At 67.8% G+C, this 24,641-nt stretch carries 38 protein-coding genes; 37 read left to right on the top strand and 1 reads right to left on the bottom strand.

The genetic code is table 11. From position 1 onward, the window contains the following. The first annotated feature begins 79 nt into the window (after nt 1-79). The 14 genes from ACZ6B8_RS35545 (at nt 80) to ACZ6B8_RS35480 (ending at nt 9,773) form a co-directional block, all read left to right on the top strand. Nucleotides 80-490 carry a hypothetical protein gene (locus ACZ6B8_RS35545; RefSeq protein WP_471609883.1) on the top strand — a complete coding sequence of 137 codons (411 nt, stop codon included), beginning with the start codon at nt 80-82 and terminating at the stop codon, nt 488-490. A gap of 17 nt (nt 491-507) precedes the next feature. Then, entirely contained in the window at nt 508-699 is a 192-nt protein-coding gene (locus tag ACZ6B8_RS35540; protein ID WP_471609882.1) for a hypothetical protein, read from the top strand. 5 nt (nt 700-704) lie between these two features. Further along, nucleotides 705-950, top strand: coding sequence for a hypothetical protein (locus ACZ6B8_RS35535; RefSeq protein ID WP_471609881.1), 246 nt, complete (start codon nt 705-707; stop codon nt 948-950). Nucleotides 951-1,137: 187 nt separating this feature from the next. Beyond that, a complete protein-coding gene (locus ACZ6B8_RS35530; protein WP_471609880.1) occupies nt 1,138-1,560 on the top strand; it encodes a DUF6197 family protein in 423 nt (140 codons plus the stop codon). A 22-nt stretch (nt 1,561-1,582) separates the two neighbouring features. Further along, a complete protein-coding gene (locus tag ACZ6B8_RS35525) occupies nt 1,583-1,882 on the top strand; it encodes a DUF7739 domain-containing protein (protein ID WP_471609879.1) in 300 nt (99 codons plus the stop codon). Nucleotides 1,883-2,562: 680 nt separating this feature from the next. Continuing rightward, a complete protein-coding gene (locus ACZ6B8_RS35520; RefSeq protein ID WP_471609878.1) occupies nt 2,563-3,315 on the top strand; it encodes a hypothetical protein in 753 nt (250 codons plus the stop codon). 106 nt (nt 3,316-3,421) lie between these two features. Beyond that, complete coding sequence (locus ACZ6B8_RS35515; protein ID WP_471609877.1) at nt 3,422-3,586, top strand: hypothetical protein; 165 nt, start codon at nt 3,422-3,424, stop codon at nt 3,584-3,586. A gap of 236 nt (nt 3,587-3,822) precedes the next feature. After that, nucleotides 3,823-4,167: a hypothetical protein gene (locus ACZ6B8_RS35510; protein ID WP_471609876.1), complete on the top strand. Its 345-nt coding sequence runs from the start codon at nt 3,823-3,825 to the stop codon at nt 4,165-4,167. Between the two features lie 119 nt (nt 4,168-4,286). After that, entirely contained in the window at nt 4,287-4,568 is a 282-nt protein-coding gene (locus ACZ6B8_RS35505; protein WP_471609875.1) for a hypothetical protein, read from the top strand. Between the two features lie 207 nt (nt 4,569-4,775). Further along, on the top strand, nt 4,776-5,222 hold the full coding sequence (locus ACZ6B8_RS35500; RefSeq protein ID WP_471609874.1) for a hypothetical protein: 447 nt from the start codon (nt 4,776-4,778) through the stop codon (nt 5,220-5,222). 32 nt (nt 5,223-5,254) lie between these two features. Next, on the top strand, nt 5,255-5,650 hold the full coding sequence (locus tag ACZ6B8_RS35495) for a hypothetical protein (RefSeq protein WP_471609873.1): 396 nt from the start codon (nt 5,255-5,257) through the stop codon (nt 5,648-5,650). 70 nt (nt 5,651-5,720) lie between these two features. Beyond that, the gene (locus ACZ6B8_RS35490; protein ID WP_471609872.1) at nt 5,721-7,418 is read left to right on the top strand and encodes a hypothetical protein; all 1,698 of its coding nucleotides are present in this window, start codon (nt 5,721-5,723) and stop codon (nt 7,416-7,418) included. A 25-nt stretch (nt 7,419-7,443) separates the two neighbouring features. Continuing rightward, nucleotides 7,444-9,507 carry a hypothetical protein gene (locus ACZ6B8_RS35485; protein ID WP_471609871.1) on the top strand — a complete coding sequence of 688 codons (2,064 nt, stop codon included), beginning with the start codon at nt 7,444-7,446 and terminating at the stop codon, nt 9,505-9,507. Next, nucleotides 9,474-9,773 carry a hypothetical protein gene (locus ACZ6B8_RS35480; RefSeq protein WP_471609870.1) on the top strand — a complete coding sequence of 100 codons (300 nt, stop codon included), beginning with the start codon at nt 9,474-9,476 and terminating at the stop codon, nt 9,771-9,773. Before ACZ6B8_RS35485 ends, ACZ6B8_RS35480 begins: the two co-directional genes overlap by 34 nt. Here the strand turns inward: ACZ6B8_RS35480 and ACZ6B8_RS35475 are convergent. Continuing rightward, nucleotides 9,770-10,360 (bottom strand): HNH endonuclease, encoded by a 591-nt coding sequence (locus ACZ6B8_RS35475; protein ID WP_471609869.1) that lies wholly within the window; start codon nt 10,358-10,360, stop codon nt 9,770-9,772. The two genes, ACZ6B8_RS35480 and ACZ6B8_RS35475, sit on opposite strands and share 4 nt — an antisense overlap. On the opposite strand from ACZ6B8_RS35475, the gene ACZ6B8_RS35470 reads away from it, so the two are divergent. The 23 genes from ACZ6B8_RS35470 (at nt 10,351) to ACZ6B8_RS35360 (ending at nt 24,636) form a co-directional block, all read left to right on the top strand. Further along, nucleotides 10,351-10,788, top strand: coding sequence for a phage tail fiber protein (locus ACZ6B8_RS35470; protein WP_471609868.1), 438 nt, complete (start codon nt 10,351-10,353; stop codon nt 10,786-10,788). The genes ACZ6B8_RS35475 and ACZ6B8_RS35470 overlap by 10 nt on opposite strands. 13 nt (nt 10,789-10,801) lie before the next feature. Beyond that, on the top strand, nt 10,802-11,641 hold the full coding sequence (locus tag ACZ6B8_RS35465; protein ID WP_471609867.1) for a hypothetical protein: 840 nt from the start codon (nt 10,802-10,804) through the stop codon (nt 11,639-11,641). Beyond that, on the top strand, nt 11,632-11,925 hold the full coding sequence (locus ACZ6B8_RS35460) for a hypothetical protein (RefSeq protein ID WP_471609866.1): 294 nt from the start codon (nt 11,632-11,634) through the stop codon (nt 11,923-11,925). Before ACZ6B8_RS35465 ends, ACZ6B8_RS35460 begins: the two co-directional genes overlap by 10 nt. Before the next feature lie 12 nt (nt 11,926-11,937). Then, the gene (locus ACZ6B8_RS35455; protein ID WP_471609865.1) at nt 11,938-12,648 is read left to right on the top strand and encodes a hypothetical protein; all 711 of its coding nucleotides are present in this window, start codon (nt 11,938-11,940) and stop codon (nt 12,646-12,648) included. Further along, the gene (locus tag ACZ6B8_RS35450; protein WP_471609864.1) at nt 12,645-13,196 is read left to right on the top strand and encodes a 3'-5' exoribonuclease domain-containing protein; all 552 of its coding nucleotides are present in this window, start codon (nt 12,645-12,647) and stop codon (nt 13,194-13,196) included. Before ACZ6B8_RS35455 ends, ACZ6B8_RS35450 begins: the two co-directional genes overlap by 4 nt. Next, nucleotides 13,193-13,789: a class I SAM-dependent methyltransferase gene (locus ACZ6B8_RS35445; RefSeq protein WP_471609863.1), complete on the top strand. Its 597-nt coding sequence runs from the start codon at nt 13,193-13,195 to the stop codon at nt 13,787-13,789. Before ACZ6B8_RS35450 ends, ACZ6B8_RS35445 begins: the two co-directional genes overlap by 4 nt. A 10-nt stretch (nt 13,790-13,799) precedes the next feature. Further along, the gene (locus ACZ6B8_RS35440; protein WP_471609862.1) at nt 13,800-14,681 is read left to right on the top strand and encodes an NAD-dependent epimerase/dehydratase family protein; all 882 of its coding nucleotides are present in this window, start codon (nt 13,800-13,802) and stop codon (nt 14,679-14,681) included. Between the two features lie 13 nt (nt 14,682-14,694). Next, nucleotides 14,695-14,955, top strand: coding sequence for a DUF7352 domain-containing protein (locus ACZ6B8_RS35435; protein WP_471609861.1), 261 nt, complete (start codon nt 14,695-14,697; stop codon nt 14,953-14,955). 18 nt (nt 14,956-14,973) lie between these two features. Next, nucleotides 14,974-15,273 carry a hypothetical protein gene (locus ACZ6B8_RS35430; RefSeq protein WP_471609860.1) on the top strand — a complete coding sequence of 100 codons (300 nt, stop codon included), beginning with the start codon at nt 14,974-14,976 and terminating at the stop codon, nt 15,271-15,273. Between the two features lie 123 nt (nt 15,274-15,396). After that, nucleotides 15,397-15,579, top strand: coding sequence for a hypothetical protein (locus ACZ6B8_RS35425; protein WP_471609859.1), 183 nt, complete (start codon nt 15,397-15,399; stop codon nt 15,577-15,579). A 23-nt stretch (nt 15,580-15,602) separates the two neighbouring features. Further along, a complete protein-coding gene (locus tag ACZ6B8_RS35420) occupies nt 15,603-15,914 on the top strand; it encodes a hypothetical protein (protein WP_471609858.1) in 312 nt (103 codons plus the stop codon). A gap of 18 nt (nt 15,915-15,932) precedes the next feature. Continuing rightward, a complete protein-coding gene (locus tag ACZ6B8_RS35415) occupies nt 15,933-16,442 on the top strand; it encodes a hypothetical protein (RefSeq protein WP_471609857.1) in 510 nt (169 codons plus the stop codon). 26 nt (nt 16,443-16,468) lie between these two features. Next, nucleotides 16,469-16,735, top strand: a complete 267-nt coding sequence (locus ACZ6B8_RS35410) for a hypothetical protein (RefSeq protein WP_471609856.1) — start codon at nt 16,469-16,471, stop codon at nt 16,733-16,735. Beyond that, on the top strand, nt 16,735-17,421 hold the full coding sequence (locus tag ACZ6B8_RS35405; protein WP_471609855.1) for a hypothetical protein: 687 nt from the start codon (nt 16,735-16,737) through the stop codon (nt 17,419-17,421). Before ACZ6B8_RS35410 ends, ACZ6B8_RS35405 begins: the two co-directional genes overlap by 1 nt. Beyond that, a complete protein-coding gene (locus ACZ6B8_RS35400; protein WP_471609854.1) occupies nt 17,414-17,620 on the top strand; it encodes a hypothetical protein in 207 nt (68 codons plus the stop codon). The genes ACZ6B8_RS35405 and ACZ6B8_RS35400 overlap by 8 nt, the downstream gene beginning before the upstream one ends. Nucleotides 17,621-17,622: 2 nt before the next feature. Further along, nucleotides 17,623-18,012: a hypothetical protein gene (locus ACZ6B8_RS35395; protein ID WP_471609853.1), complete on the top strand. Its 390-nt coding sequence runs from the start codon at nt 17,623-17,625 to the stop codon at nt 18,010-18,012. After that, nucleotides 18,009-18,305: an HNH endonuclease gene (locus tag ACZ6B8_RS35390; RefSeq protein ID WP_471609852.1), complete on the top strand. Its 297-nt coding sequence runs from the start codon at nt 18,009-18,011 to the stop codon at nt 18,303-18,305. Before ACZ6B8_RS35395 ends, ACZ6B8_RS35390 begins: the two co-directional genes overlap by 4 nt. A gap of 17 nt (nt 18,306-18,322) precedes the next feature. After that, complete coding sequence (locus ACZ6B8_RS35385; protein WP_471609851.1) at nt 18,323-18,568, top strand: hypothetical protein; 246 nt, start codon at nt 18,323-18,325, stop codon at nt 18,566-18,568. 949 nt (nt 18,569-19,517) lie between these two features. Then, on the top strand, nt 19,518-20,144 hold the full coding sequence (locus ACZ6B8_RS35380) for a bifunctional DNA primase/polymerase (RefSeq protein WP_471609850.1): 627 nt from the start codon (nt 19,518-19,520) through the stop codon (nt 20,142-20,144). An 84-nt stretch (nt 20,145-20,228) separates the two neighbouring features. After that, a complete protein-coding gene (locus ACZ6B8_RS35375) occupies nt 20,229-20,669 on the top strand; it encodes a phage terminase small subunit (RefSeq protein WP_471609849.1) in 441 nt (146 codons plus the stop codon). Then, a complete protein-coding gene (locus ACZ6B8_RS35370; RefSeq protein ID WP_471609848.1) occupies nt 20,662-22,404 on the top strand; it encodes a terminase in 1,743 nt (580 codons plus the stop codon). The genes ACZ6B8_RS35375 and ACZ6B8_RS35370 overlap by 8 nt, the downstream gene beginning before the upstream one ends. Then, complete coding sequence (locus tag ACZ6B8_RS35365) at nt 22,401-23,867, top strand: phage portal protein (protein ID WP_471609847.1); 1,467 nt, start codon at nt 22,401-22,403, stop codon at nt 23,865-23,867. The genes ACZ6B8_RS35370 and ACZ6B8_RS35365 overlap by 4 nt, the downstream gene beginning before the upstream one ends. Continuing rightward, nucleotides 23,821-24,636: a VG15 protein gene (locus ACZ6B8_RS35360; protein ID WP_471609846.1), complete on the top strand. Its 816-nt coding sequence runs from the start codon at nt 23,821-23,823 to the stop codon at nt 24,634-24,636. Before ACZ6B8_RS35365 ends, ACZ6B8_RS35360 begins: the two co-directional genes overlap by 47 nt. Nucleotides 24,637-24,641: the final 5 nt, after the last annotated feature.

Raw genomic sequence — 24,641 nt, 5'->3', positions numbered from 1 at the left:
AACTATCCGCCCCGCAAGACGGGGCAAAACATGTCGTATCCACCCACAGAAACCACATCAAACCAGACTGGAGATCGTCATGGCAGGTAAGACCTGGGAGCCCACCAGAAGGGGCGCCCGCGACCTCAACAAGCACATTCGCAAGGGCACCGTCGTCTACACCGTCGCTGATGTGGCGACCAACCTCGCCCCTTACGAGGACGGGCAGCTCTACACCGCCCACACGTTCACTCACCGCAGTCCGGTCACCGGCAACTGGCTGACTGGCCACCTCTCCGCTCAGGCCCTGCTCGCGCAGTCCGGCACCGTCTACGCGAAGCCGCCGGCCGGGATGCGCGGCATCGCCGACCCCACGCCCCAGGTCGGCGCTCCGCTCGGCGACAACTACGAGGGCGTCCTGGACGAGGCGGAACTCCGCGGCCTGGAGAAGCACGTCGCACAGGGCAGCAACCCGTCCACTCGCCGCAAGCCCGGCATCTGGCGCGTCTGACCGATCAAGGAGCCCGCATGTCCGACCTGAAGATCACCCATCAGTCCGTGCGCGACTACATCGCCGCCAAGAAGCGCGGCGACCGCGCCACCACCGACCGCATCGTCCGCGAGGTCACTGCCCGCTTCGCCACCCGGACCACCGACGGCAGCGAAGCGGCCGAACTCGGCCACGCCACCATGCGCGTCCGCTTCGGCGAAGGCGAGTGACCCCGATGCCCGACTACACCAGCCCGAACACCCCGCTCACCGCCGCTGCCTACGACTGGAGCGCCACCCTCACCCGAGGCCCCGCACGGCCCGGAGTGAACCCGGCACAGGACCGCACCGGCAGCTACAACCCGCCGCCCGGCGCCACCGTCGGCACCCTCCTCGACGGGATCCGCACCATCCACGCGCAGGAAAACCAGATCCCCGTCTCCGACGTGATCCTCGTGCGCTACTCCCTGCGCGAGAAGTAGCTCAGCCGGGGCGCCCCTCCCAGCCTGGCAGCAGTCAGGGGCGCCCCTTCCACCCGCCACACGCGAACGTGCAGGAGGCACCACGAACATGACCACGCCCACCCTTGCCCCGGCAACCCCGCCGAGGGGAACTGCGCCACCGACGGAACTCGACCTTGACGCGCGCCTCGCCCTCACCGACGCAGCCATGACTGCCCGCCTTGCGCAGGCCGCCGTCGCATTCGAGGTCAACACCGCCCACATCCCCACCGAAACCGTCCCCGAGATCACAGCGCCGCTGCGGCTCACCCCGGTGCTGCAACCCACCCTCGCCAGTCCGGTCGCCGGCCTCCTCGAGCGCGCCCGGCAACGGCTCGCCCGCGACGGCTGGTGCCGCGACGCCCTCTACGACGAGGACGGCGCCATCTGTCCCATCCGCGCCATCCGCCTCGAAGCCCACGGCGACCGCGGCCTGGCGGACGACGCATGCGTGCTGCTCCTCGAGTCCATCCAGCGCGACTTCACCTGGGCGCAGACCATCCCCAGCTGGAATACCCGGCAGGCCACGGCCGCCCCGGTGCTCCTCGCCTTCGACCGTGCCGCTCAACTCGCCGACACCCGCGGCCAGTAACCGACCCGGAAAGGATCACAACATGGGAATTAGCATCAGCGGGGTCGCCGGCACCCGCTCCGCACTCACCATCAGCAACCTCGGCAGCCAACTCGCCCACGTCCTCGGAGCTCACGAGTGGCGGGAGATCAGCTACCTGTTCAACGGCCGGTTCTCCGACATCGCCAGCATCCCGCCCCGGGAGGCGTCCCGTATCGGCGTCCTCCTCCAACAGGCCGCTGGCCACCGCCTCATGGATGCCGAATGGGCCACCCTCGCCCGCGAGATAGGTGACGCCGCCTGCCAGGCAGGCCGCAGCGGGCAGAACTGGACCTGGAGCTGACCGCGCTTCCGTAACCCGCACCATCGGCCCGCCGTTGATCCCCGCGTGACGAACGTTCTGGGGATCGAGGGCGGGCCTTCGCACGGGCAGACATTCCGGGGCGCCGATCCCCTGCCGGCGTGGATGGTGCGCAGCGGAGACGTGTACGCCCTCACACCCGGCGGCGCCGCACCACACGAAGAAGCCGGCTGGCACTACTGCTGGCGGCCCACACGGATGCTCCGCGAGTAGCGGATCGTTCCTGCCTGCCGGGGGTGCACTCGCCTGGGCGGTGACCGGTCGAGGCGCCGAAGGGGACGTGAGGCGGCACGCAGCGCAGACGCACCCGCTCCGGTCACTGCTGGGACAGTTCAGAGACTGACGCGCGGGACACCGGTGCAGGCACGGCACGAGCCATCCACCGGTTGTCCGACATCAGCCGCGGCAACAGCGCCGGCTCCAACCCGAGTTGCCCACACAGGAGATCCAGAGCGCGGCGGCACTCCGACTCCGAGTCGGCCTGGACTGCGAAACGAAGCGCCATGAGGCGAGTGTGACGGGCTCGGCGGGGGAGTGGCGGGAGTTCACCAGAACACGCCTGAGGCCACTTCCAGTGTGCCAATGGCCCGGTGGTGTCAACGGGTGCGTGCACAATTGGCTCAACCGCATCCTGCTTCCCGAACCACCGCGAGGAGCCTGCCATGCACGACCACCCCACCGACCTCACCGACTACGTGTGGCCCGTCTGCGTCACCCCCGGCTGCGGACGGCAGCTTTGGGTCAGCGAGACGGGCCGTTGGGCGTGCAGGCCCTGCGAAGACGCCACCGCGAAGCACCTCGTCGAACTCCCCGCCCTGTTCCGGCAACTGGACACGACGGCCGCGCTGATGCGGGGGGCTCGGCGAATAGGCGGCGGCGGGTCCGGGACGAAGAACCCGCCGATCCCGCCCCGGCTCGAAGTCCTCGGCCTCATCGCGCCCGGCGGAGGTGTCGCCGCCCGACTGCGAGCGATAGACGACTCGTGGCGGACCGCCCTCGACTGGGTGATCACGCCCGACAGTGACGGCAACAGGATCTTCGCCTCGTGGCGTATCAACCCTGCCGAGGCCGTGAAGCGGCACGTGAAGTTCCTCGCCGACAACCTGCTGTGGGCATGCGGCAGCTATGAGTCCATCGGCCAGGACATCGAGGCCATCCGCAAGCTCCACGCCGAATGCACTGCCATCGTCCACGACGAACGCAAGCCCGGCCGCGTACAGATCGGCCTCTGTCCCGTCCAGCTCGACGACGGCCTCTGCCGTCAGCAGCTCACCGCATCCGCCGCATCCCACCGCGTCCGATGCTCGGCATGCGGCAGCCGGTGGGAGACCCTGGGGGAATGGCGGACACTCCGGGCGGCACAAGAGCAGGTGCTCGCCGAAGGACAGGCGGAAATCTCCGCGACGGCGGCGTGAGCGGTAACCCGAGACGCCGAGTCGATCCAGCGAGAGGATGAGAGTAATGCCCCACAGCGCCGACCCGCACCAGCCAACCGCCTACCGTCCGGAAGGATTCAGGCAGATGATGCCCACAGAACCCACCGCCCCCGCCGAGCGACAGTCGGCGAGCAGTGACGTCGACCTCGCCCTCAACTACATCCGCAGCCACAACCCTCCCGGCATCAGGCCCGCGCCCGACTACGTCGACTACCCGGAAGACGGAGATGACGGCGACGCACGCGACTGACGGGCGGCGGCAACCCCGCGCCGCGCAGCAGCAGGTACTCGCCGAAGCGGCAGGAGTAGCAGCGTGAGCGAGACGCCGGAACCCTCAGGGCTGGATGAGTGCGGCCATCCGAATCCCCGCATGGACCTTGAATGCGTCTGCCACTGTTCACGGTGCGCAGATCCCCGTATCGGGAGGGGTGAGCCCGGCTACTGCATCTGCCCGCAATGCACCATCTGTCGACCGAAGGTGGCGTGGTGAGCGAGATGGTCCCCAACCAAGGCCTCTTCAGGCTGTACGCCGCTCTGTGGCTCGTCGGTCTGTCGCTGGCCGCTGTGGTCGCGCACCAGTGGGTGGGCCCGTCGCGCGGAACGGCAGTGATCTATGTGGCGATCGGTGCAGGACTCTGGCTTCTGGACTTGGTGCTGGTCGCCATCTGTCGTAGGCGAGGCCCCGGAGTTGAGCCAGACGGCCACGCTGCCGCGCATGCCATCCTCACCGCAGCATTCGCCCTCGTCTGGCCGCTTGCCCTCGCGGGGGTTGTTGTCGTCCTCGTCGTGGTGGCCGCCAACGACCTGCGCCGGAATCGTCAGGCTGCTTGACGTTTTCGAGTCGATCTGTAATCGTGATCCCTAATCGTGGCACACGAGTCACATCACGCCTCTGGAGCCCCCGCCGTGACAACACCGGCGGGGGCTTTCGCGTACCTGGTGGAGGTGTCGTGGTCGCCTACCCGAACCCGGACGGCATCGAAATCCACTTCGCGCAGATCGCAGGCAACGCCGACCTTGGCGACCTGTGGGAAGCCGCCCGCAGTGTCGGAGTGAAGCCCGGCACGATCCGCGTCTGGATCAACCGCCGAAAGATCGAGCCTGTTCTCGACGGCGAAGCAGGCCAGTACTTCCACCTCCCCACCATCCGGCGAGCAGCGGCAGGCGGCGCCAAGTACAAGCCCGCCGACCCCGCCGCCAACAGTCGCGGCCCCCACGCCCGCGCCGCCTGAACCCCTGCGCTGGTGGTCGCGCAGGCCGGGCCTTGTAGCGCCCCCAGCGCTCGGCCCTTGTCGTCCGCCCGCCCGTGGGGGGCGGGCGGACACGCAACCCCTAGACGGGGCGGCCCCGAAGCTCATCCGCCCCTCGTCCCGCCGCCCACATCACCCTGCCGGGGCGGCGGGACACCCCACCCCGCTGTCTCCCGAGAGGAGATCATCGTGGCCAACATCGTTTTCAACATCGCCCTCGGCCGCGTGGCCTACCTTGCTGGTCTGCCCGCCACGAACGACGCCTTGATCGCTGTACCCATCGAGACGGCCGGCATTGTCGCCGACGCCGTCATGCGGGATTACGACGATCTGGGCACGCTCCTCGCCGGCGCCTCCAACGAGCAGACCACCATGGGCCGCAAGACACTCGCCACGGTCACCGTCACGGTCGACGACACCAACGACCGTGTCGCGATCGACTCCGCCGACATCACGTGGACTGCGGCGACCGGCAACGCCATCTCCGCGATCGTCATCTGCTACGACCCCGACACCACCACGGGTACAGACACGGACCTGATTCCGCTGACGAAGCACGACTTCGCGATCACCCCGGACGGCAGCGACGTGACCGCGACGATCACAGACTTCTTCCGCGCCACGTCCGCAGCCTGACGGATCAACGCTGACTGGACGGGGGTGAGGGTGTGGGTGCGGACAGCAGTGTGGCCGTGACGGCGGGCGCGGGCACGGCGATCAACACGTTCCTCCGTACATCCCCGGCCGATCACGACCAGTATGTGCGTGAGGCGTATGCCACGGCCGCCGCCGCCATCAACACCTGGACGCCATCGACGACTGCGTCGACGTCGCAGATCGCCGCCGACATCAACCGTGTCGCACTGCTGATCGTCAACGCGTCGAACGTGAGGATCTACTTGCGGTTCGACAGCACGGCGCCGACGGCTGCCACGCATCACTGGTATCTGGATGCGGGCGACCGGTGGGAGGTGCCTCAGCTGCTCTCCCAGCTCGCGGTGTCCATGCTCGGCGCTTCGGCCGGGACAGGGACGGTCAATTCCCTTCTGGCGACGGCGAGCTGATCACATGCCTCTGATGCCTCGCCGGGAGTACCGGGACCCCGACTTCTGGTCGGTCTTCGGTCACTCGTATATGCAGTACGCCTTCGGTACCTACTACCAGACAGGCCGCGCGGACTCGCTGCTCAGGGGTGCCCTCGATATCGAGCACGCCAACTGGCAGAACTACTCGGTTAACGGCGCCAAGATCATGACCGAGGGTGCCTCCACCGGCGGCTTCGAGCGGATCCTGAAGCGCGTCAACCGCCCCACCAGGGGCGGCCCCTACGTCGCTGACGGCGGCTGCATGCTGCTGTGCTACGGCATCAACGACATCGGCGTGAACGGGCAGACGACCCAGGTCCGGACGGCCTACATCCATGCCATGCGTATGGCGATCTCCCGCTGGCGCTCATCCGTGATCTACGAGAATGACTACCAGGTGGGCACCCGGACCAGCTATGGCGCCGGTTTCTCCTCGGTGGCCGTGACGTATTCGTCCGGCACCACCGTGCACTGGTGCACCGCCACCACGAACGCGAACTTCACACTCACGTTGCCGTCCGACTATGCGGGCGAGCCGGTCTGTATCGGTCTGGTCGGTGCGGGTGGAGTGTCCGGTGGCATCGTTACCTGGTCCGGCACGGCCGGAGTCACCGGCACGACGTCCACGTCGGACATCACGCCGACCGGACTCGCGACGCACTGCCCGGTCGTCAAGCGGATCACGAACCTGACCAGTGCGAATGCCGGTCAGACGATCATCGGTACGGTGACGACGGTCGACTCCGGCGGTGCGGTCATGCTCGACTGCTGGTGGCTGGAGGCCAAGGAGCCGCCCCCAGTGGTCTTGTGCAACATCGCCAGGCTGCCCGCTGCCGGCTACACCGGCCAGTACGCGGGGTGGTCCGGAACCGAGGCGTCCCGCGATGCCGACGTGCAGGCCTGGAACGGCGACCTGACCGCCCTGGTCGCGGAGTTCGATTCCATGGTCCAGATCGCCGACGTGGATTCGGCGATCGGCAAGGACGCCACGCTGCTGTTCACCGACGCCCTGCACCCCAACGAGCGCGGCGCGGCGCGCATCGTCGACGCCATCCTGGACGCCAAGCGGCGGCTGACGCCGACGTCCGCGTCTGCCACGGCGAACCTGAACGTCTCAGCCCCCCGCACCGGCCCGAGCCTGCGGCCCCGGGTGTCCGGCCAGTGGTACAGCGCCGATCACTCGGCGACGACAGCTGGCGGCATCACCCCGGCGTCCGGCGAACTGTGGGCCATCCCGCTATGGGTCACACAGGGCCGAGAGTTCTGGAACCGGCTGGCGCTGAAGACGGGCACGACGGCTGGCGCAACCGGCACCAGCACCGTCCGGTGGGGTCTGTACGACGATGTGGCCTGGTCCGGGTATCCGCGCGAACTGGTCAACGAGGCGACGGCGGCGGGCGCGTTGAGCGTGTCCACATCCGCCACGACGCTGACCATGAGCCCGACGTCCGGGACAGGCAGCTTCAACTGGGTGCTTGACCCCGGCCTGTACTGGCTGGCGGTCAAGTACTGCACGGTGAGGACCACCCCGCAGCAGCACACGTCGCTGCAGGGCTTCAACGGGGTGATGTCCAACCTGGGTACCGGAGGGGACGTCTTCGCCGCAGCGGCCAACGTCCCCAACGGCTACCGGATCACCGGCCAGGGCACAGGTGCTTTCAGCGGCACCTTCCCGTCCGGGGCCACGGCCACGGTCAACGCTCCGTACCTGGGCGTCCAGGTGTTCATCCAGCCGCAGAACGCCTGAGCCGAGACCCCCCTGGGGGAGCGTCATGCCGTTGCTGATCCTGCCCCGGTCCGCCACAGCAACGGTCGTCGCGGCTGGCACGGCCTCCGCTGTCGAGACGGCGCAGGCTGCCGGCCGCCGCAAGGTCAAGACGCTCGGCGTGGCGTCCGAGACCGGGACGGGGCAGCCGCCCGGCAAGGTCAAACGCCGGGCTGTCGGCGTCGCGTCGGCCGTCGAGGCCGCGCAAGCCGCGGGTCGCCGCAAGACCCTCGCACTCGGGGTCGCTTCGGAGGCCGGCACCAGCCAGCCCCTGGGACGGCAAAAGGCCCGCACTCCCGGCATCCCATCCGAGACGGATACCGCGCAGGTTGCCAGCCGCACCAAGACCGTTGGCATGGCGTCGGAGACAGACGCCGCACAGAGCCTGACGCGACGCAAGACCCGCGCAGCCGGAACGGCCGCCGAAACGGACACCGGGCAGAGCCCAGGCCGCACGAAGACGAGGGCGCTCAACACGTCCTCCGAAACGGATGCCGGGCAGAGCCTGGCGCGGCGTAAAACCCGCGCACTGGGACTCGCAGCCGAAACCGATACGGCGCAGTCGACAGCCCGGACCAAGGTCCGGGCGCTCACCAACGCCGCTGAGACGCATGCCGCGCAGAGCCTGACCCGGGCCAAGCGGCGCACCGTCAGCACCGCCACCGAAACGGACACCGCGCCAGCCGCGGCCTCGTCGAAACGCAAGACGGCCGGCACCGCAGCCGCCGGCGAGGCGGCGCAGACAGCCGGCCGGAGCAAGCCCCTCACCGCGGCGACCGCCGGCGAGACGGCACAAGCGGCCGGCCGCACCAAGCGCAAGTCCCTGGCCACCGCCGGCAGCACCGACACAGCGCGCACCCTGACCGCCACCAAGTCCCGGACGCCGGCAGCCGGTACGGGCACCGACACCGCACAGAGCATCGGCCACACGAGGGCCAAACCGCTCGCCCCCGCAGCTGAGACTGGCGCCGGCCAGGGCCTCACGCACACCCGGGCACGCGCCCTGTCGATGACGTCGGCCATCGACAGCGCGCACGCCCTTGGCCGCCGTAAGACTCTGGCGCTGACGCCCGCAGTGCAGAGCGACGTATCCACCGGCCTCGGCCGGGCCAGGACTGCGTCCCTGCCCCCTGCAGACGGCCAGGACAGCGCGCAGGCATGCACAGCGGTCAAGTCCCGCACGCTGGGCGCCGCGAGCACGCAGGAAGCCGCACAGGCTCCCACCGCCACCAGGAGGAACCCGCTCGCCCCCGCGGCGGCGACAGACGGGGCACAGCTGCTCAGTGCCCGCAAGGCGCTGCCCTTGAGGACGGCGGCGGAGCCGGACGAGGCGCGGCCCGTCACGCCCGCAGGGGCCCTCATCGCCGCCGCTGAGACCGACCAGGCCCAACCCGTCGGCCGGGCCAAGACCGCGCCGCTCGGCGACGCCACGGAAGACACGCAAACTCAAGACCTCGGCCGCACGCGGGCCCTGGCCCTCGGCTTCGCCGCTGAAACCGGCGAGCCGCTGCCCCCGGCACCCGGCAAGGCCAAACGGCTCGGCGCCGCCACCGAAACAACACAGACTCAAAAGATCGGCGGCGCCCGGACCCTGCCGCTCGGCACCGCCATCGAGACCGGCGAGCCGCTCACGGCCTCAAGCCGCAAGACCCGGCACCTCGGGACCGCATTCGAGACAAGCGCCGGCCGGCCTTTCGGCGCGACGCCAGCCCTTGGACTCGCCACCAGCACCGAGACAGCGCGGCCCGTGGGCAGCCTCAAGCGCATCATCGTCACGGCTGCTGGAGAAGCAGGCTCCGCGCAGACCATCCAGGCGTACAGGACCTTCGCTCTCGGATCCGCGGTCGAATCCTGCACAGCCCTGGCGATCCTCACCGGAAACGAGCCGCCCGAAGACGTCGACTACGTCATCGGCGCCCCCCACGGCGACTGGGAGACCGGCCGTCCGGCCTCTGGCTGGACGGCCGCCGTCACACCGCTCGGTCAGGTGTGGGCCGCCGACGACCCGCACGACAGCGGATGGGAGGTGGGCGCCCCATGTACCAGGCCGCCAGCAGCACCGCCTACGTGAAGGTCAAGGTCACCCCGCCCGCCGGTGTGGACATCACCACCGCCCCCGTGAAGCTCGCGATCCTCCCCGTCACCAACCGCGGCAACCCGTCGGCCGGTGACTGGAAGACCGCCGCATGGAGCGACGGGGCAACCGCCCGCCTCCTTGTCGGACCTGACGGTGGGGCGATCACTCTCACCCGCGGCGACTACCGCGTATGGATCACCTTTGACCCGCCGGGCGGCGAAAACATCGTCGAAATGTCCGGGCACCTCGGCGTCACCTAGGACGCGTCCGCGGGAGGGGTTCGCTGCGGGGCAGGGGCTCTTACGAAGTTTCGTTCCCCCCGCGCCTGTCGGTCGACTATTGATCGCCCAAGTCCGAGACGTCGGGCAATACTCAGGTGGCTTTCTCCAGTCCTGAGAGCTGCCTCTATTTGGGCATCAATCTCCGGCGTGGTCGCCACCGGTCGACCGCGAGGGAGATTCTTCTCCTTGAGGTCGGTCATGTTGTCCTGATGAGTTCCCAAGAACCAATGCTGCGGATTGTGGCACCAGCCGTGATCGCACGTGTGGAGCACGTGTAGGTCTCCTGGCGGGTATCCGTAGTGGATCTCCCAGCCGACGCGGGTTGCGATGTGCGTCTTGCCCTTCCAGCTGAACGCACCTCGGTCGAGGCTCGCGTAGGCGCTCGTCCATGGCCAGCACTCGTCTGGTCCGCGCTCATCGACCTTTTCGAGATATCGGGTCCGAAAGTCTTTCTTCGGGGCGGACGCCAACGGATCTCCGAATCGGTGCCAGCGCAAGTAGTGAGCGCGGCACCATCCGCGGAGTTGGACATGAACTGGCCGCTTACATCCGTCAATTGAGCACATGGCTCCATATTAATTTACGGAGCCCAGAAAAGGTGGTGATTGTAATTAGCGACAACCTTTCGAATACGGCCGAGAACCGCGCTCTAGACTGGCTTATGGGCACGGCGACAACCGCACCCACCCTCCCGCTCAAGGTCGCCATCGTCACCGCCAACGGATCCGACTCCGCGGCAGGCACCGAAGCAACCGGCGGCAGCTACGTCCGCAAGAACCTCACCGTCGGCGCCGCAGCCTCCGGCGCAACCTCCAACAGCGCCGACATCGTCTGGACCGGGATGCCCGCCGGCACATTCGTCGGCGTCGAAGTGTGGGACTCCGCCGGCACACCGGTGCGCCTCTGGTACGGGGCGCTCACCGCGTCCCGCACCCTGCTGGCCGGGGATGAACTCAAGATCACCGCAGGGTCCCTGTCATTCTCCCTGGCCTGATCACGAGGAAGTCATGCCCGCCATCTCGACACTCGTCGACACCTTCAACGACGGCGTCATCGGCCCCGACTGGGGCAACTCCTACGGCGGCGTCACCGAGACCGGCGGACGCGCCCGCATCCCCTGCGTCGCAGGCTCCTACGCCGGCTACCAGACCGCCAAGACGTGGACGCTCGCCAACAGCTCCGTCTACCTGCAACTGCCTCTCGCCGCCGCCGCGAACGGCGCGACCGTAGAAGCGCAGACCGCCTTCACCGTGCTCAGCACAACCGACGGCACAAACTTCGCCTTCAACATCAACACGGTGGCCGGGACGATGCGCTGCGAAAACAACGTCGCCTACACCGACGCCAGCGCCACCGTCCTCACCTACAACGCCACCACCCACGCCTGGCTCCGCATCCGCGAGGGCGGCGGCACCGTCTTCTGGGACACCTCCACCGACGGCAGCACCTGGACGAACCGCCGCTCCATCGTCACGCCCGCATGGGCCGCCGGCGCCAACGTCTGCGCCCTCGACCTGTACGCCTACCGCAACAACGGCACCACCAACTTCGCCGAGTTCGACAACGTCAACACCCCAGCAAGCTCGGCCAGCACGTACTTCGCCGCCGCCGTCCTGACCGCCGACGGGGCGCAGACCGCCGCGGCGACACGGTCCAACGTGGTCAGCACCGCCCTCACCGCCGAGACGCTGCTGGGCGCCAGCACCGTGCAGACGGCCGGAGCAGCCGCAGACCTCGCCGGGTCCAGCCAGCTCGGCGCGAAAACTGACGCCGTCGACACCGACGACGTCACCGTCCAGTACAGCCAACCCCGCGGGGGATGGACGGTGAGCCAGCCGTGGATCTAGCCGCCATCTCAACCGAGTTCGTGAAGGTCACCGTCGTGGCGCGGAGCGGCGGCACACAGATTCAGCTGGCGGTCCCGCCGCAGTTCGCGTTCCTCCTCACCGACATCAGCCCGCAGACCGAGGACTGGCTGACGGGGGAGTGGATCGCCCCGCACGGGCGGATCCTCATCGGCCCCAACGGCGGCATCACGACGCTAGAGCCCGGCGCCTACACGGTGTGGATCAAATTCGCGGGCGGCTCCGAAACGCCCGTCTACCGCACCGGCACCATCACCGTTTACTGAGAGGCCCGCGCCATGGCCGACGATCTCCTCGTCATCATCCCCACCCGCAGCAGACCGCAGGCCGTCCCGGAGATCGTGCAAGCCTGGGACGACACCGGCGCCACCGCGGACCTGCTGTTCGCCGTCGACACGGATGACCCGGAGCTGGCCGCGTACAAGAAGCACGCCGCCGAGCTGAAGAGTGACGGTCGGGGGCGGTTCGTGTTCGGCAAGCGGCGGCGGCTCGTCGGCACCCTTAACCAGCAGGCGGTGAAGGCAGCCCGGTCGTACCGGTTCCTCGCGTTCATGGGCGACGACCATCGGCCGCGGCCCGCAGCGATGCCGTGGGATGCCCGCATCCGGGAGTGCCTGTCCGGTGGGCCCGGCATCGTCTACGGCAACGACCTCCTCCAGGGCGAGGCCATGGCGACGGCCGTGGCGATGACTTCGGACATCGTGACGGCGCTTGAGTACATGTGCCCGCCCACCCTGGTCCACCTCTGCGTGGATCTTGTCTGGGTCGAATGGGGTCGCGGCATGGGACGGATCACCTACCTCGACGACATGGTCATCGAGCACCTCCACCCCGCCAACGGCAAGGCAGAGGTGGATCAGGGCTACGAGGAGTGCAACAGCCCCGCCCAGGTGTCTGCCGACTCGGCCGCCTACTACGACTACCGAGACAACGGCGGCCTGGAAGCCGACCTCGCCAAGCTGCGGAAGCTCGTCGAGGAGGCAGCGTGACCGCCATCGACTACGACCTGGAGTTCCTGGAGGACGGCCGCACCATCGAGCTGATCTCCATCGGCATGGTGTGCGACGACGGCCGCGAGTACTACGCCGTCAACCGCGACATGCCCGTGCGGAAGATCCGCAAGCACAAGTGGCTCATGGAGAACGTCGTTCCGGGGCTGCCGAAGGGGCACGGCGACCGTCGCAACCACGTACCGCTGTCCTGGCTGTTCGACTACGCCGACCCGGTCGTGAAGCGTCGCGAGCGGATCGCCGATGACGTCATGGACTTCATCCGCGGCGCCGGACCGGACGTGGAGCTGTGGGCCAACTACGGCGCCTACGACCACGTCGCTCTCGCCCAGCTCTGGGGCCGGATGATCGACCTCCCCGAGGGTGTCCCGATGTTCACCAACGACATCCAACAGGAAGCCCGGCGTCAAGGCCTCGCCTGGGACGACCTTCCGAAGCAGGAGTCCGGCGAGCACAACGCCCTCGCAGACGCCCGCCACAACCAGACGGTCCGCCGCTGGTTGGCGAGCAGGCAGGAGGCAGTGTGACCGCCGAAGCTGTCATCCATGCCTGGGACCAGGCCGACCCCGAGGCGATCCACCCGACGCGCCGCCTCTCCGAGAACGCGTACTGGGAGTCCGGGAAGACGCAGGCCGACATGCTCGCCTCGGTGATCCCCGACGGGGCGAAGGTTATGGACTTCGGCTGCGGGGACGGCCGCGTCGCCATCCCGCTCGCCGCCCTCGGGTACGAGGTGACGGCCGTCGACTCGTCGCAGCGGATGCTCGACCGGCTCACCCAACGCGCCCCCGATCTGACCACCGTGCAGGCGGACGCCGACGGCCTCGCCCCGCACCTCGGCCGCCGCCGCATGGACGCCGTGTACGCGCTCGCCGTCCTCATCCACCACAGCTACACGGACTGCCTGCACATCATCGAGCGCCTGCGGGCAGCGACCAAGTTGGGCGGCATCCTCGTCCTCGACTGGCCCGTCTCCGACCAGCCGTCCGAAGCCGACAGCTGGATCGGCGTCACCACCTGGTCCCGCGAGCAGCAGGCCGACGCGTGTGCGCGAATCGGGCTGGAGCCACTCGACAGCGACCTGCCGTGGGGCGTCTACCGGGCCATCAAGACCAGCTGAGGAGGCGACCATGCGCGTCCTCCTCACCGGAGCCTCTGGCTTCGTAGGCCGCCACCTGCACCGTGCGCTCCTCGACCGCGGCGACCTGGTCCTCGGCATCGACCTCAACGCCACCCGGTACGCCCGCAGCGGTGACGCCCTCGACTTTTTCCGCACCGACGACCGCCGCTGGGACCTCGCCATCCACGCTGCAGCCATCGTCGGAGGCCGGGCATCCATCGACGGCAGCCCGCTCGGCGTCGCCACCAACCTCGCGCTCGACGCCTGGTACATGCGGTGGCTCGCCCGCACCGGCACCCCACGCGCCGTGTACTTCAGCTCATCCGCCTCATACCCGATCGGACTGCAGGGACCCGGCATCGTCCGGCGCCTCCGCGAAGACGCCATCAACCTCGACTACCCCGAGCAGCCAGACGCCAGCTACGGCTGGGCGAAGCTCACGGGAGAGAAGCTCGCCCAATACGCCGAAGCCGAAGGGACGCGCGTGCACATCCTCCGCCCCTTCTCCGGCTACGGCGCAGATCAGAACGACTGCTACCCGTTCCCCGCGTTCATCCGACGGGCCCGCGAACGCCAGGACCCGTTCGAGATCTGGGGCGACGGCACCTCGACACGCGACTGGGTCCACATCGACGACCTCGTCGGCGCGACCCTCGCAGCCGTCGACCAAGACGCGACCGGGCCCATCAACGTCGGCTGGGGCAGAGCCGTCAGCTTCGACGAACTCGCCGGCCTAGTCACCACCGAGGCCGGCTACCAGCCGCAGTTCAAACACCTCGCGACCGCACCCCAAGGCGTCCACCACCGCGTCTGCGATCCGAAGCGGATGCTCAACGTCTACCAGCCCCGCGTGGAACTCGAAGAGGGCATCCGGCGGGCCCTCGCAGCGTGACGGGAGATCTGACGTGACCCGCGCGATCTACCGCTACGAGATCCCCGTCGACGACCAGTGGCACGCAACCGACCTCACCGGCGACATCGTCCACGTCGGCTGCCGCAGCATCTACGTCGTCGAACTGTGGGCCATCCACGCCGACGGCCCCGTGACCCGGCGCGGCTTCCGCGTCTACGGAACCGGTCAACCCATCCCCGACGACGTCAGCCACGTCGGCACCACCATCGCCCCAGGCGACCACCTCGTCTGGCACCTCATGGAACTGCCCTAACCCGGAAGGCCCGCGCCCATGGCCGACAGCCACGAAGTCACGTTCAAACGGACCGGCAACGGGCTGGCGATCTACACGGGTGATCTCCGGATCAACACCGTGACGAACGCAGATCGGGCCGAGCGTTCCGAAAACCATCAGGGCTACACCTTCTACGACACTGCCGGAACGCTCATCGCCTACTACACGGACGAGCTGCTCCAACTCATGGACCGTGAAAGGCGCAAGGGCATCGAGCTCGGAAGGCTCCTGAACCGGACCTTCGGCTACCTCTCCGGCAATGAAGCGGCGCGCGACCATCAGGGAAGTGCGCAATGACGGAGACCTGGCCCAGCCTCCTCGCCACCCTCGCCCTCCTCGTCGTAGGCGCCGGGCTCGGATGGGCCGTCACGACCGTCATGGACGGGATCGACCGCCGATAGCTGTACAGGAGCCCGCGCCATGACCACACCCGACTACACCCTGATCGACAAGCTCGAACGGGAGCTGGGCATCGGCCAGCCCGAGCGGGAGCGGCCCATGCGTCCGAGCCGCACGGTGTGCCTGATCAAGGACTGCGACGGCGACACCACCGAGTACCGCACCTGGAGCGGCGTGCTGATCATGCGCATCCACGACCACTGACCACCCCACGGAAGGCCCGCGCCATGGCTTCCACCGTTCCTGACCTGCCCCTGTGGGCATGGAATCTGATCATCGCGATTCAGCGGCACGAAGACCTGCACGCGAAGGACGACACCTGCCTGACCAGCGTCCTCAACGCCGTGCCCGCCGACGTCCGCCTGCAAGCCGAAGCCATCAGCGCCTACGTACAGAAGGCCAGTGGCAACGAGTTCGGCAAACGAATCAGCGAGAACCTCAGCACCCTCACCGGCTCCCTCTTCAACGGCCAGCCGACGTCCACTGGCGGCCCGGAAGCGAAGCAGGAAGGCGAGAACCGCCAACCCGACAACAGCTGACCGGTAGGAGCCCGCGCCATGGATCTCCACGCCTGGATCACCCAGCAAGTCGACGCCGTCGATGCGGCCGAGGTCCCGCACCTGCGCGACTGCGACAGCACCCCTCAGCCCCGGTCTTGCTGCGGTGAGGCAGATTGCGACTGCCTCGACTACGTCTACGACACTGGCCCGTGCAGTTGCGGACTGGCGGGCCGCGTCGAGAAGCGCTGCGAGGCGGACCGCCGCATCCTCGCCCGGCACCGGCTCGACCCGAACGTCACCTTCGAGCCCGCCTGCGAAGGCTGCGGCACCTACGGCGACGTGGAGCTGTCGAACGTCGACAACCTGAACGACTGCCCCGAACTCCTCGACCTCGCCCACGCCCACGGCATCACTGACGACATCCTCGCCGGACTCGACCAGCCGCAGGCGCCGAAGCCGCCGCCCAGCAGCGAACGCCGCCTCGGACTCGGCGACATCCGCGCCACTCCGCCGATCACCACCAGCGACGTACCCGAAGCGCTACGCGGGTCGCACTGGAAGCCGTAACCGACCACCCCACAGGAGCCCGCGCCATGGACAGTGAAAACGAGGCGGAAACCGAGCCCGCCGGATACGTCGCCGAATGCCTGGAGATCACGCCAGGTGGCGTCTACCTCGACGGCCACCGGCTCCCCGTCACGGACGAACTCAGCGTCGAAACCGTCGATTCCGACTTCCACATCGTGAGCCTGCAGCTCTACACCAGGTCCGTCGACGCCCCCGACCACCCCCGCGTCGTCAAGGCCGAAGCCGCCACGTACCGGTACGTGCGCCTCGAAGGCGAGGCGGTGGACGCCTGATGGCCCGCATCCAGATCCTCGAACTCCCCGAAGGCGGCAACGATGACCGGCCGCCCTTCGTGCTCGTCGTCGACGAGTGGGACGTCGACACGCTCGACGCGCATGCCGCTCTCACCAACTACTGGGACGACTTCGGCAAGAAGATCGGCGCCCGAGGAGTCCTCTTCGCCGACCGCCGCATCGACATCCCCGCCAACGACACCAGCGCGTACATCGGCAGCCAGCCCGCACCCAGCACCGTCAAGGTCCACATCGAAGGCGACGCCAAGGAGAGCATCCGGCAGGGCCTCGACTACGCCAAGCGGCAGTACAGCGCCTCCCGCCCCGCCACACAGAAGCGGGAACTCCTCGACGCCCTCGGCATGGACCACACCCGAGACTGGGACGACATCCGCAACGCCGCCGCCGGGCTGCGACAGGAACGCGACGCGCAAGCCGAGACGCTGAATCAGATGCGCGCAGGCGAGGAACCCGTCACCGATGAACGAATCACCCCCACCCCTGGCCAGTGGATCTGGCAATGGAACCGAGCCACGCCAGAGAAGCGCCTCAACATGGCCGCGCAGATCTTCGATGCCATGCCGCGAGCGAACGCCTGCCTCATGGCCGACCACGAAGCCCAAATCACCCACCTGCGCGACGAGATAGAGCGGCTTCGTGACGGATCCGCCAAGCCCGATGCCTGACGTGACGGTGAAGCTATCCGACGGCATCCGCGAGATCACCGTCGAGATCCACGGCAGCGACGACGACCCCCTCGCCCACGCCGAAGAGGTAGCTGTCCGGCTCCTCGCAGTCGCGGCAGCCTCAGCCCCGACAGGACAACGCGCCGGGTTCGCAGGATGGGCGCTCAGCAGCGAAACTGAACGCAACCCCGAGGAGTAGGTATGAACATCTACGAGATCAAGCTAGCTTCGGGGCAGGCCAGCGAGGTCCGCTCGATCGAAGCGGAGAACTTCATAGTTGAGGACGGCTTGATCGTCTTCAAGGAGAGCTCGCGGCGAGTCTTTGCGGTCCCCGCCGACAGGGCGGTGTCGGTCGAGTTGCAGACCGTCGACACCTGGGAGGAAGGGCCGACCGTCGTAATCGCTGGGAGCGTCGAGGAGACCCGCGAATTCAGCTCGACCATGGGCCTCGCATCGCGCAACGTCATCCACGCAGATCGCCCCGAGGTGCTGCACGGACTCCGGTATCCGAAGGTCGTTCGAGTGGGGGAGTGGAAGAAGCATCCTGCACTCAAGGAGATCGAGGCGGAGCTGAAAAGCCGGTCAGCATGAGCGGCGGCTGGAAGGGCAGCACGAGGCGCAGCCGCCTCCCCTCGAACTGGGCCAGCGAGATCCGACCCGCCGCCCACGCCCGCAACCCCGAACACATCTGCCACATCTGCGGACTCCCCGGCGGCGACTACCTCGACCACAAGAACCCCGGCGACGACCACAGCCCCGACAACCTCGACTGGGCCCACGACCGCACACCCCCGCACTGCCATCGCTACAAGTCGTCACGCGAAGGCCTCGCGGCCCGACCCAAACGCAAGCGCACCCCCGAAGCGCACCCCGGGATCCTCTGACTGTGAGGCTCGCGACCATGCCCGCATACCTGATCATCCACGCCGAACGTCGCGGTGACGACACGCTCGTCGAAGACGACCACCTCACCGTCGAATTCACCGACGGGTGGGTTCTCTTCTGGAGCCAGGCCGCCGCCTCCGGAGAACGCGTCCTCGCCACGGAACCCCGAGTCGTACTCGCCATCCCTGCCGCGCAAGTCGCACGCGTTGAACGGGCGGACCAAACCCCCGAAGACCAGAAGCCCGCGCCAAACGAGGAGTGATCCAACGTGGCGAGCAAGGGACGAGGAAGCCGCAGCCGGCGAGGCAACGCCGAGACGCTACGCCGGTACTGGAGCAGCGGCCCCGGTGCCGCCAAGATCCGGTGGGGAACGCCAGGCGACTGGACCAGGTGCAACAGGAAGCTCAGCAAGTACATGGGAGCCAGAGCCAAGGGCTACTGTCAGCTCCTGCACCGCCGTAACACAGGGGTCTACACGGGGAGCAGGCTCAACCCTGGTCGACGCAGGACCCGTTGATGCCAGCCGTTGCGTACTCGCGGTGCTGCGTGTGCCACTGTCCGATCCCTCTCACCATCACCTCCGATCCTGCACGCACATCAGGTGAGCCGATCACTCTGGTCGTGGATGACACCGATGTGTGGGCACACGCATGGACGCACGAGGAGCAGGCCGACACCGACCAGTGAGGGTGAGGGCAGGCGGTGCCGCGGCCCCCTACCGGGGCAGGCCGGCAGGGCACGGGCAGTGGGCAGGGGCAAGGCCATGCATGCACAGTGCTGCATGGTGATGCGATGGTCATCGCGTGAGAGTGATCTGATCTCGATCAGATATTGATCAGTGAAATGATCAATGATTGAAGTCGAAGAAGATCGAGAAAGAAGATCGATTCGAAGGCAGTCGACACGATCACGTCCGCTCCTGAGACCACATGAGCAAGGGCAACTCGACGGCTCCAACGCCCCCACGAGAACCCACCGACCAGCGGACACGAGCGCAGCCGACCGCCACTACCCGGGGGGACACCCCCGCCCCCGCCGCGTCGCCGGATCGGGCCGTATAGCACCTGACATCCCGCCCGGGTTTCCAAGGCCCTGACCTGCGGTTCTACCGTATGGGTCTAGTCCACCTCGGGCCCCACCTCGGGTAGCGAGATGGTAACGATGCAGGTCAGAGGCCTCTAGTCGTTAACTCGCCGCGCTATCCTGGATACATGCCAGAGACGCTTCGAAGCTGCGAGTACTGCGGGGGAGAGCTGCCGGTCATGCACCGGTCGGACCGCCGTTACTGCTCCAATTCGCATCGTGTACTGGCGGCTCGGGCCCGGAAGCGTGAGCGCGCCGCAGCTGTCGCCGCCGAGCAGCAGGCCCGTATCCCGGCCGAGTTGACGTCGCGTCCTCGCTGGGTGCGGCACAAGGGCAAGGTGCCGATGCGCACGGACGGCCGCTTCGCCTCAGTCACGGACCCTTCCTCTTGGTCGGACTTCGCCGCGGTGTCAGCTTCGAGCACCGGCGACGGCATCGGCTTCGTCCTGACGGCCGGCGACGGCATCCTCGTCGTCGACCTGGACCACGCAGTCGAGGGCGGACGGGTTCTTCCGTGGGCGCAGGCGGTCGTGGACCGGTTGCCGTCGACGTACATGGAGCGCGGCCGGTCCGGTACCGGCCTGCATCTGTGGTTCCGCGGCGCGGTCGAGCACGGCCGGCGTGTCCGCCGGGGGGAGTTGGCGTTCGAGGTGTACTCGGATCGCCGCTACATGATCGTGGGTGACCGTGTTTCTGGTACGCCTCTCAGTCTTGCCGAGCTGCCTGATGCGGCCGGTTTGATCGCCTCGCTCTGACGCCCCGGCGGCGTCCGCGTGCGGGCGTCGTTGTTTCCAGCCCTCTGTGCGCCCTGGTGGTGTGCTCTGACCCTGGAGGTCTTCATGGGTGCTCGTGGACCTATCGGTAAGCGCTCTGAGGAGCGCATGGGCCATCGCTCGAAGGAAGAGAAGGACTCTGTCACGAAGGCCCCTTCTGGGCCGCCGTTGGATCTGCCGGAGCTGCCTGATGCTGATCCGTTGTGGCATCCGATCGCCGCGGACTGGTATCTGTCGTTGCGGGAGTCTGGGCAGTCGGCGTTTTATCAGCCCTCTGACTGGGCGGTTGCCCGGTATGCCGCGGATCTGATGTCGAAGGTGCTGATGTCGGAGCGCGGCCCGAACGGTCAGTTGGTGGCCGCCCTGAACTCGGTGATGGCGTCGCTGCTGACGACGGAAGGTGACCGGCGGCGGGCGCGAATGGAGCTGGAGCGGAAGCCCGCGGCGAAGCAGGTGTCGGCTTCGGTGACTGCGATCGCCGACTACCGCTCGTCGATCGGTGGCTGACGAGGAAGTCCCCGCTGTCGTCGAGCCGTTCGTCCTTGGCCCGACGTGGAAGCGTGGTCCGGACGGCAAGTTCGTGCTGCCGGAGTACACGCTGGGTTGGCATGCGCTGGCCTGGACTGCGGCGTACCTGCAGCACTATGCGGGGAAGCCGTGGCGGTACACGGCCGAGCAGGCTCGCCTGACCTTGTGGTGGTACGCGATGGACCCGGTGACGAACCGGTTCCTGTACCGCGACGGCGTGGTCCAGAGGTTGAAGGGCTGGGGAAAAGACCCGGTCGTCGCCTCGTGGGGCGCCTTCGAGTTCGTCGGTCCGTGCCGCTTCGACAAGGTCGCGGATGAGGGCAACGAGTGGGACGTTCCCCCGGGACAGCCTCTTGGTGCGCAGCATCCGGTGGCGTGGGTGCAGATGGCGGCGGTGTCGCAGGATCAGACCCGCAACACGATGACGATCTTCCCTAGCCTGCTGTCAAAACGGGCGATACAGGAGTACCGAATCGACCTCGGCAAGGAGATCATCTACGCCGACAAGGGGCGGGCCCGGATCGAGGCAGTGACGTCGTCGCCTCGGGCGTTGGAGGGCGGGCGGCCGACGGCCACCTACCCCAACGAGACGCATCACTGGCTGGAGTCGAACTCGGGCCACGAAATGTCGGCGGTGATCGAGCGTAACGCCACCAAGTCGACGGACGGCCAGTCACGAACGCTGGCCATTACGAACTCGTTCGAGCCGGGCGAGGATTCGGTTGCCGAGCGGACCCGCGACGCTTACGAAGCCGCAGAGGCCGGTCGCGCCGTGGACGTGGGGCTGTTCTACGACTCGCTGGAGGCTCCGCCTGAGGCGAAGTTGACGGAGGCGTGGATCGAGCCGACGTTGCGGGCGGTGCGCGGGGATTCGACGTGGTTGGACATTGAGCGGTTGAAGGCGTCGATCCTCGACGTCCGTAACCCGCCGTCCCGCTCGAGGCGCTTTTGGTACAACCAGGTCGCCGCGGCCGAGGATGCGTGGCTGGCCCGCTACGAGTGGGATGCCTGCAAGCGCGACGATCTGGCGCTGGCGGACGGCGACGAGGTTGTCCTCTTCTTCGACGGCTCCAAGAGCGACGATGCGACGGGCCTGGCGGCCTGCCGCATGTCGGACGGTCTGGTGTCGACGCTGGGCGTGTGGCAGAAGCCGCCGAACTGGCCTTCACCAGAGACTCTGGGCTACGTCCCGTATCAGGTGCCGCGGGAGGACGTCGACGGTGTCGTCGTGAATGCGTTCGCCCGGTTCAAGGTGCTGGCGTTCTACGCCGACCCGGGTTCCGGCAAGGACGATGACGGCGAAATGTATTGGGACACCTACCTGGACCGGTGGGGGCAGGCGTTCGCGAAGAAGCTGATGCTGCGGGCTGTGGCGGCCGGGCCGAGGGCGCATGCGGTGCGCTGGGACATGCGTGATCGCCGTAATCAGGAGACGTTCACGGACGCGGTGAAGCGCACCCGTGAGGATGTGCTGCAGCGGACGCTGGTGCACGACGGCCACAAGGTGATGCGCACCCATGTGATCAACGCCCGTAGGCGGACGAATGCGTGGGGGATCACGATCGGCAAGGAGCACCGCGAGTCCGCTCGGAAGATCGACCTCGCCGTCTGCATGGTTGGTGCCCGAATGCTGCGGCGTCTCGTGCTGAACAGTCCGAAGAATCAGAAGCGCTCCACCGTGCGCGGCAAGGGACGGGTGGTGGTGCTGCGGTGACGATCTCGATTCCCGATCTCCCGCTGCTGAATCTGTCGGACGACGAACTCGCTCTGATCAACATGTTGCGGGCGGACATGCTGCGTGACCGTTGGGCCCTGCAGTTGCGGGATGCCTACTTCAACGGTGAGCAGCTGGTCCGGGATCTCGGGATCAGTATTCCGCCGCAGCTCAAGAGCCTGCATACGGTGATCGGTTGGCCGCGGGTTGGCATCGAGTCGCTGGAGGAGCGCCTAGATTTGGAGGCGTTCCGGTGGGCGGACGGTTCGGACTCGTCCGATCTGGATGAGATCGTCGACGCGAATGATCTGCTCGACGAGTCGTCGTTGGCCCACCTGGATGCGCTGGTCTATGGCCGGGAGTATCTGGCGGTCGGTTCGGGAGGCTTTGACAGTGACAGCCCTCCGCTGATCACTGCCGAGTCGCCGCTGGATATGACGCTGTTGTGGGATGCCCGTCTCCGTATGGGTACTGCGGCACTGCGGGAGTGCGCTGCGGACAGCTATATCGAGTCGGGCTCTGAGGAGCGGATGCTGGTCCTCTACCTGCCGGACCAGACGGTGATGTGCCTGCCGAACGCTTCGGGCGGCTGGGAGGTCGTTGACCGCGACATGCACGGCCTGGGTGTCGTGCCGGTGGTCCGTCTGGCGAACCGGCAGCGGACCGCGGACCGGGTGGGGAAGTCGGAGGTCACTCCGGACGTCATGTCGATCACGGATGCGGCGTGTCGTCGCCTGATGGGCATCGAGGTGGCGGCCGAGTTCTTCGGGGCGCCGCAGCGCTACATTCTCGGCGCCTCCGAGTCGGCTTTCCAGGACGCTGAGGGCAACGCCAAGAGCGCCTGGGAGACGTACATCGGCCGGATGCTGGCCCTGGAGCGGGACGAGGACGGGAATGTTCCCGAGGTGGGCCAGTTCTCGGCGCACGACCCGTCCGGCCAAACGAAGATCGTTGACCTGTATGCGCGGATCATGGCATCGCAGATGTCGGTGGCCCCGCACGTCCTCGGCTACTCCAGCGACAACCCCGCCTCGGCGGACGCTATCCGCTTCGCCGACAATCGGCAGGTCAAGAAGGCGGAGCGCCGCATCCGGCGTTTCGGAGCCGGATGGCAGCAGGCAATGCGCCTCGCCCTGTGGGTGCGTGGCGGCTCGCCGCCGGACAAGGCTCGGCGGATCGAGACTGTGTGGCGCAACCCTGCGACTCCGACTCTTGCAGCTCAGGTGGATGCGACGGTCAAGCTGGTGCAGGCGGAGATCCTGCCCGCCGACTCTGATGTCGCTCTGGAGATGGCCGGGTTCACGGAGCCGCAGCGGCAGCGCATTGCAGCCGATCGCCGCCGCGGCGCCGGCCGTGCCAGCAGCAGCGCGCTGATGGACCGTCTCGCTGAACTCTCTACCGGCGACACCCCGCCGAGTGCTGAGCCGTCGGAGGCCGACCTTGGCATCGACAACCTCGGATAGCGGTGCGGGCGTCTCCCGGTGGAGAGCGGCTCAGGCCGGTCTGACGACTCTGCTGCTGCGGGATCTCCGCGGCGTGCGGCGTCTCATCAACCCGAATCGGCTGCAGGCCACGGTGCCAACATGGATCGAGGCTGTACTGGCGGTCATTGCCCGCTACTCGGATGTGTCCGCGACGCTGGCCGCCGACTTTTACGACGGCGAGCGGGACGCGGCGGGCGTGCCAGGCACGTTCACGGTGCCGCTCGCGGATCCGCCGCCGGACGAGCAGGCGACTGTGTCGTTGCGGTGGGCGACCAAAGACCTGTGGCCGCGCGATGAGGCTGACGCGACGCTCGCTCAGTTGGAGCCGCTCGACGTGCGGCTCGAAGCCGCGATGGCCAAGGCTGACGGCGTCACACAGAGGCTCGCCCTTGATCCTGGCCGGGCCACCCTTCGTGAGGCCGTGAAGCGGGACCCGCAGGCGGTCGCCTACGCGCGGGCGGCAGCCCTTGGAGGCTGCTCGTTCTGCAAGCTCCTCGCGTCCCGCGGGGCCGTCTATGCCACGGCAGAAACCGCAGGTCGGGAGGCCAACGAGCGCTTCTCTGGAGACGCTTCGGTGGCAAAGTTCCACAACAACTGCCACTGCGCGATCGTCCCTGTCTTCAGGGGGCAGCGGTTCGAGCTCTCCCCGCATGCGGCGGAGTGGGATCGCATCTACCGCGAGTTCGCCCAAGGCCATCCGGGCGATCAGCTCCGCCGGTTCCGGCGGGCTATAGCTGAGCACGGCTGACAGCC

It is taken from the genome of Streptomyces sp. NPDC041122, from assembly GCF_055592445.1.
Note: the sequence above shows the minus strand (reverse complement) of the source record. Positions and strands in the feature narration are given on the sequence as shown.

Bases quoted from the DNA above. Each gene is read 5' to 3' on its own strand.
- ACZ6B8_RS35545 (WP_471609883.1), top strand. From the start codon at position 80: ATGGCAGGTAAGACCTGGGAGCCCACCAGAAGGGGCGCCCGCGACCTC.
- ACZ6B8_RS35540 (WP_471609882.1), top strand. From the start codon at position 508: ATGTCCGACCTGAAGATCACCCATCAGTCCGTGCGCGACTACATCGCC.
- ACZ6B8_RS35535 (WP_471609881.1), top strand. From the start codon at position 705: ATGCCCGACTACACCAGCCCGAACACCCCGCTCACCGCCGCTGCCTAC.
- ACZ6B8_RS35530 (WP_471609880.1), top strand. From the start codon at position 1,138: ATGACTGCCCGCCTTGCGCAGGCCGCCGTCGCATTCGAGGTCAACACC.
- ACZ6B8_RS35525 (WP_471609879.1), top strand. From the start codon at position 1,583: ATGGGAATTAGCATCAGCGGGGTCGCCGGCACCCGCTCCGCACTCACC.
- ACZ6B8_RS35520 (WP_471609878.1), top strand. From the start codon at position 2,563: ATGCACGACCACCCCACCGACCTCACCGACTACGTGTGGCCCGTCTGC.
- ACZ6B8_RS35515 (WP_471609877.1), top strand. From the start codon at position 3,422: ATGATGCCCACAGAACCCACCGCCCCCGCCGAGCGACAGTCGGCGAGC.
- ACZ6B8_RS35490 (WP_471609872.1), top strand. From the start codon at position 5,721: ATGCAGTACGCCTTCGGTACCTACTACCAGACAGGCCGCGCGGACTCG.
- ACZ6B8_RS35485 (WP_471609871.1), top strand. From the start codon at position 7,444: ATGCCGTTGCTGATCCTGCCCCGGTCCGCCACAGCAACGGTCGTCGCG.
- ACZ6B8_RS35480 (WP_471609870.1), top strand. From the start codon at position 9,474: ATGTACCAGGCCGCCAGCAGCACCGCCTACGTGAAGGTCAAGGTCACC.
- ACZ6B8_RS35475 (WP_471609869.1), bottom strand. From the start codon at position 10,360: ATGTGCTCAATTGACGGATGTAAGCGGCCAGTTCATGTCCAACTCCGC.
- ACZ6B8_RS35465 (WP_471609867.1), top strand. From the start codon at position 10,802: ATGCCCGCCATCTCGACACTCGTCGACACCTTCAACGACGGCGTCATC.
- ACZ6B8_RS35455 (WP_471609865.1), top strand. From the start codon at position 11,938: ATGGCCGACGATCTCCTCGTCATCATCCCCACCCGCAGCAGACCGCAG.
- ACZ6B8_RS35440 (WP_471609862.1), top strand. From the start codon at position 13,800: ATGCGCGTCCTCCTCACCGGAGCCTCTGGCTTCGTAGGCCGCCACCTG.
- ACZ6B8_RS35430 (WP_471609860.1), top strand. From the start codon at position 14,974: ATGGCCGACAGCCACGAAGTCACGTTCAAACGGACCGGCAACGGGCTG.
- ACZ6B8_RS35425 (WP_471609859.1), top strand. From the start codon at position 15,397: ATGACCACACCCGACTACACCCTGATCGACAAGCTCGAACGGGAGCTG.
- ACZ6B8_RS35420 (WP_471609858.1), top strand. From the start codon at position 15,603: ATGGCTTCCACCGTTCCTGACCTGCCCCTGTGGGCATGGAATCTGATC.
- ACZ6B8_RS35415 (WP_471609857.1), top strand. From the start codon at position 15,933: ATGGATCTCCACGCCTGGATCACCCAGCAAGTCGACGCCGTCGATGCG.
- ACZ6B8_RS35410 (WP_471609856.1), top strand. From the start codon at position 16,469: ATGGACAGTGAAAACGAGGCGGAAACCGAGCCCGCCGGATACGTCGCC.
- ACZ6B8_RS35405 (WP_471609855.1), top strand. From the start codon at position 16,735: ATGGCCCGCATCCAGATCCTCGAACTCCCCGAAGGCGGCAACGATGAC.
- ACZ6B8_RS35400 (WP_471609854.1), top strand. From the start codon at position 17,414: ATGCCTGACGTGACGGTGAAGCTATCCGACGGCATCCGCGAGATCACC.
- ACZ6B8_RS35395 (WP_471609853.1), top strand. From the start codon at position 17,623: ATGAACATCTACGAGATCAAGCTAGCTTCGGGGCAGGCCAGCGAGGTC.
- ACZ6B8_RS35390 (WP_471609852.1), top strand. From the start codon at position 18,009: ATGAGCGGCGGCTGGAAGGGCAGCACGAGGCGCAGCCGCCTCCCCTCG.
- ACZ6B8_RS35385 (WP_471609851.1), top strand. From the start codon at position 18,323: ATGCCCGCATACCTGATCATCCACGCCGAACGTCGCGGTGACGACACG.
- ACZ6B8_RS35380 (WP_471609850.1), top strand. From the start codon at position 19,518: ATGCCAGAGACGCTTCGAAGCTGCGAGTACTGCGGGGGAGAGCTGCCG.
- ACZ6B8_RS35375 (WP_471609849.1), top strand. From the start codon at position 20,229: ATGGGTGCTCGTGGACCTATCGGTAAGCGCTCTGAGGAGCGCATGGGC.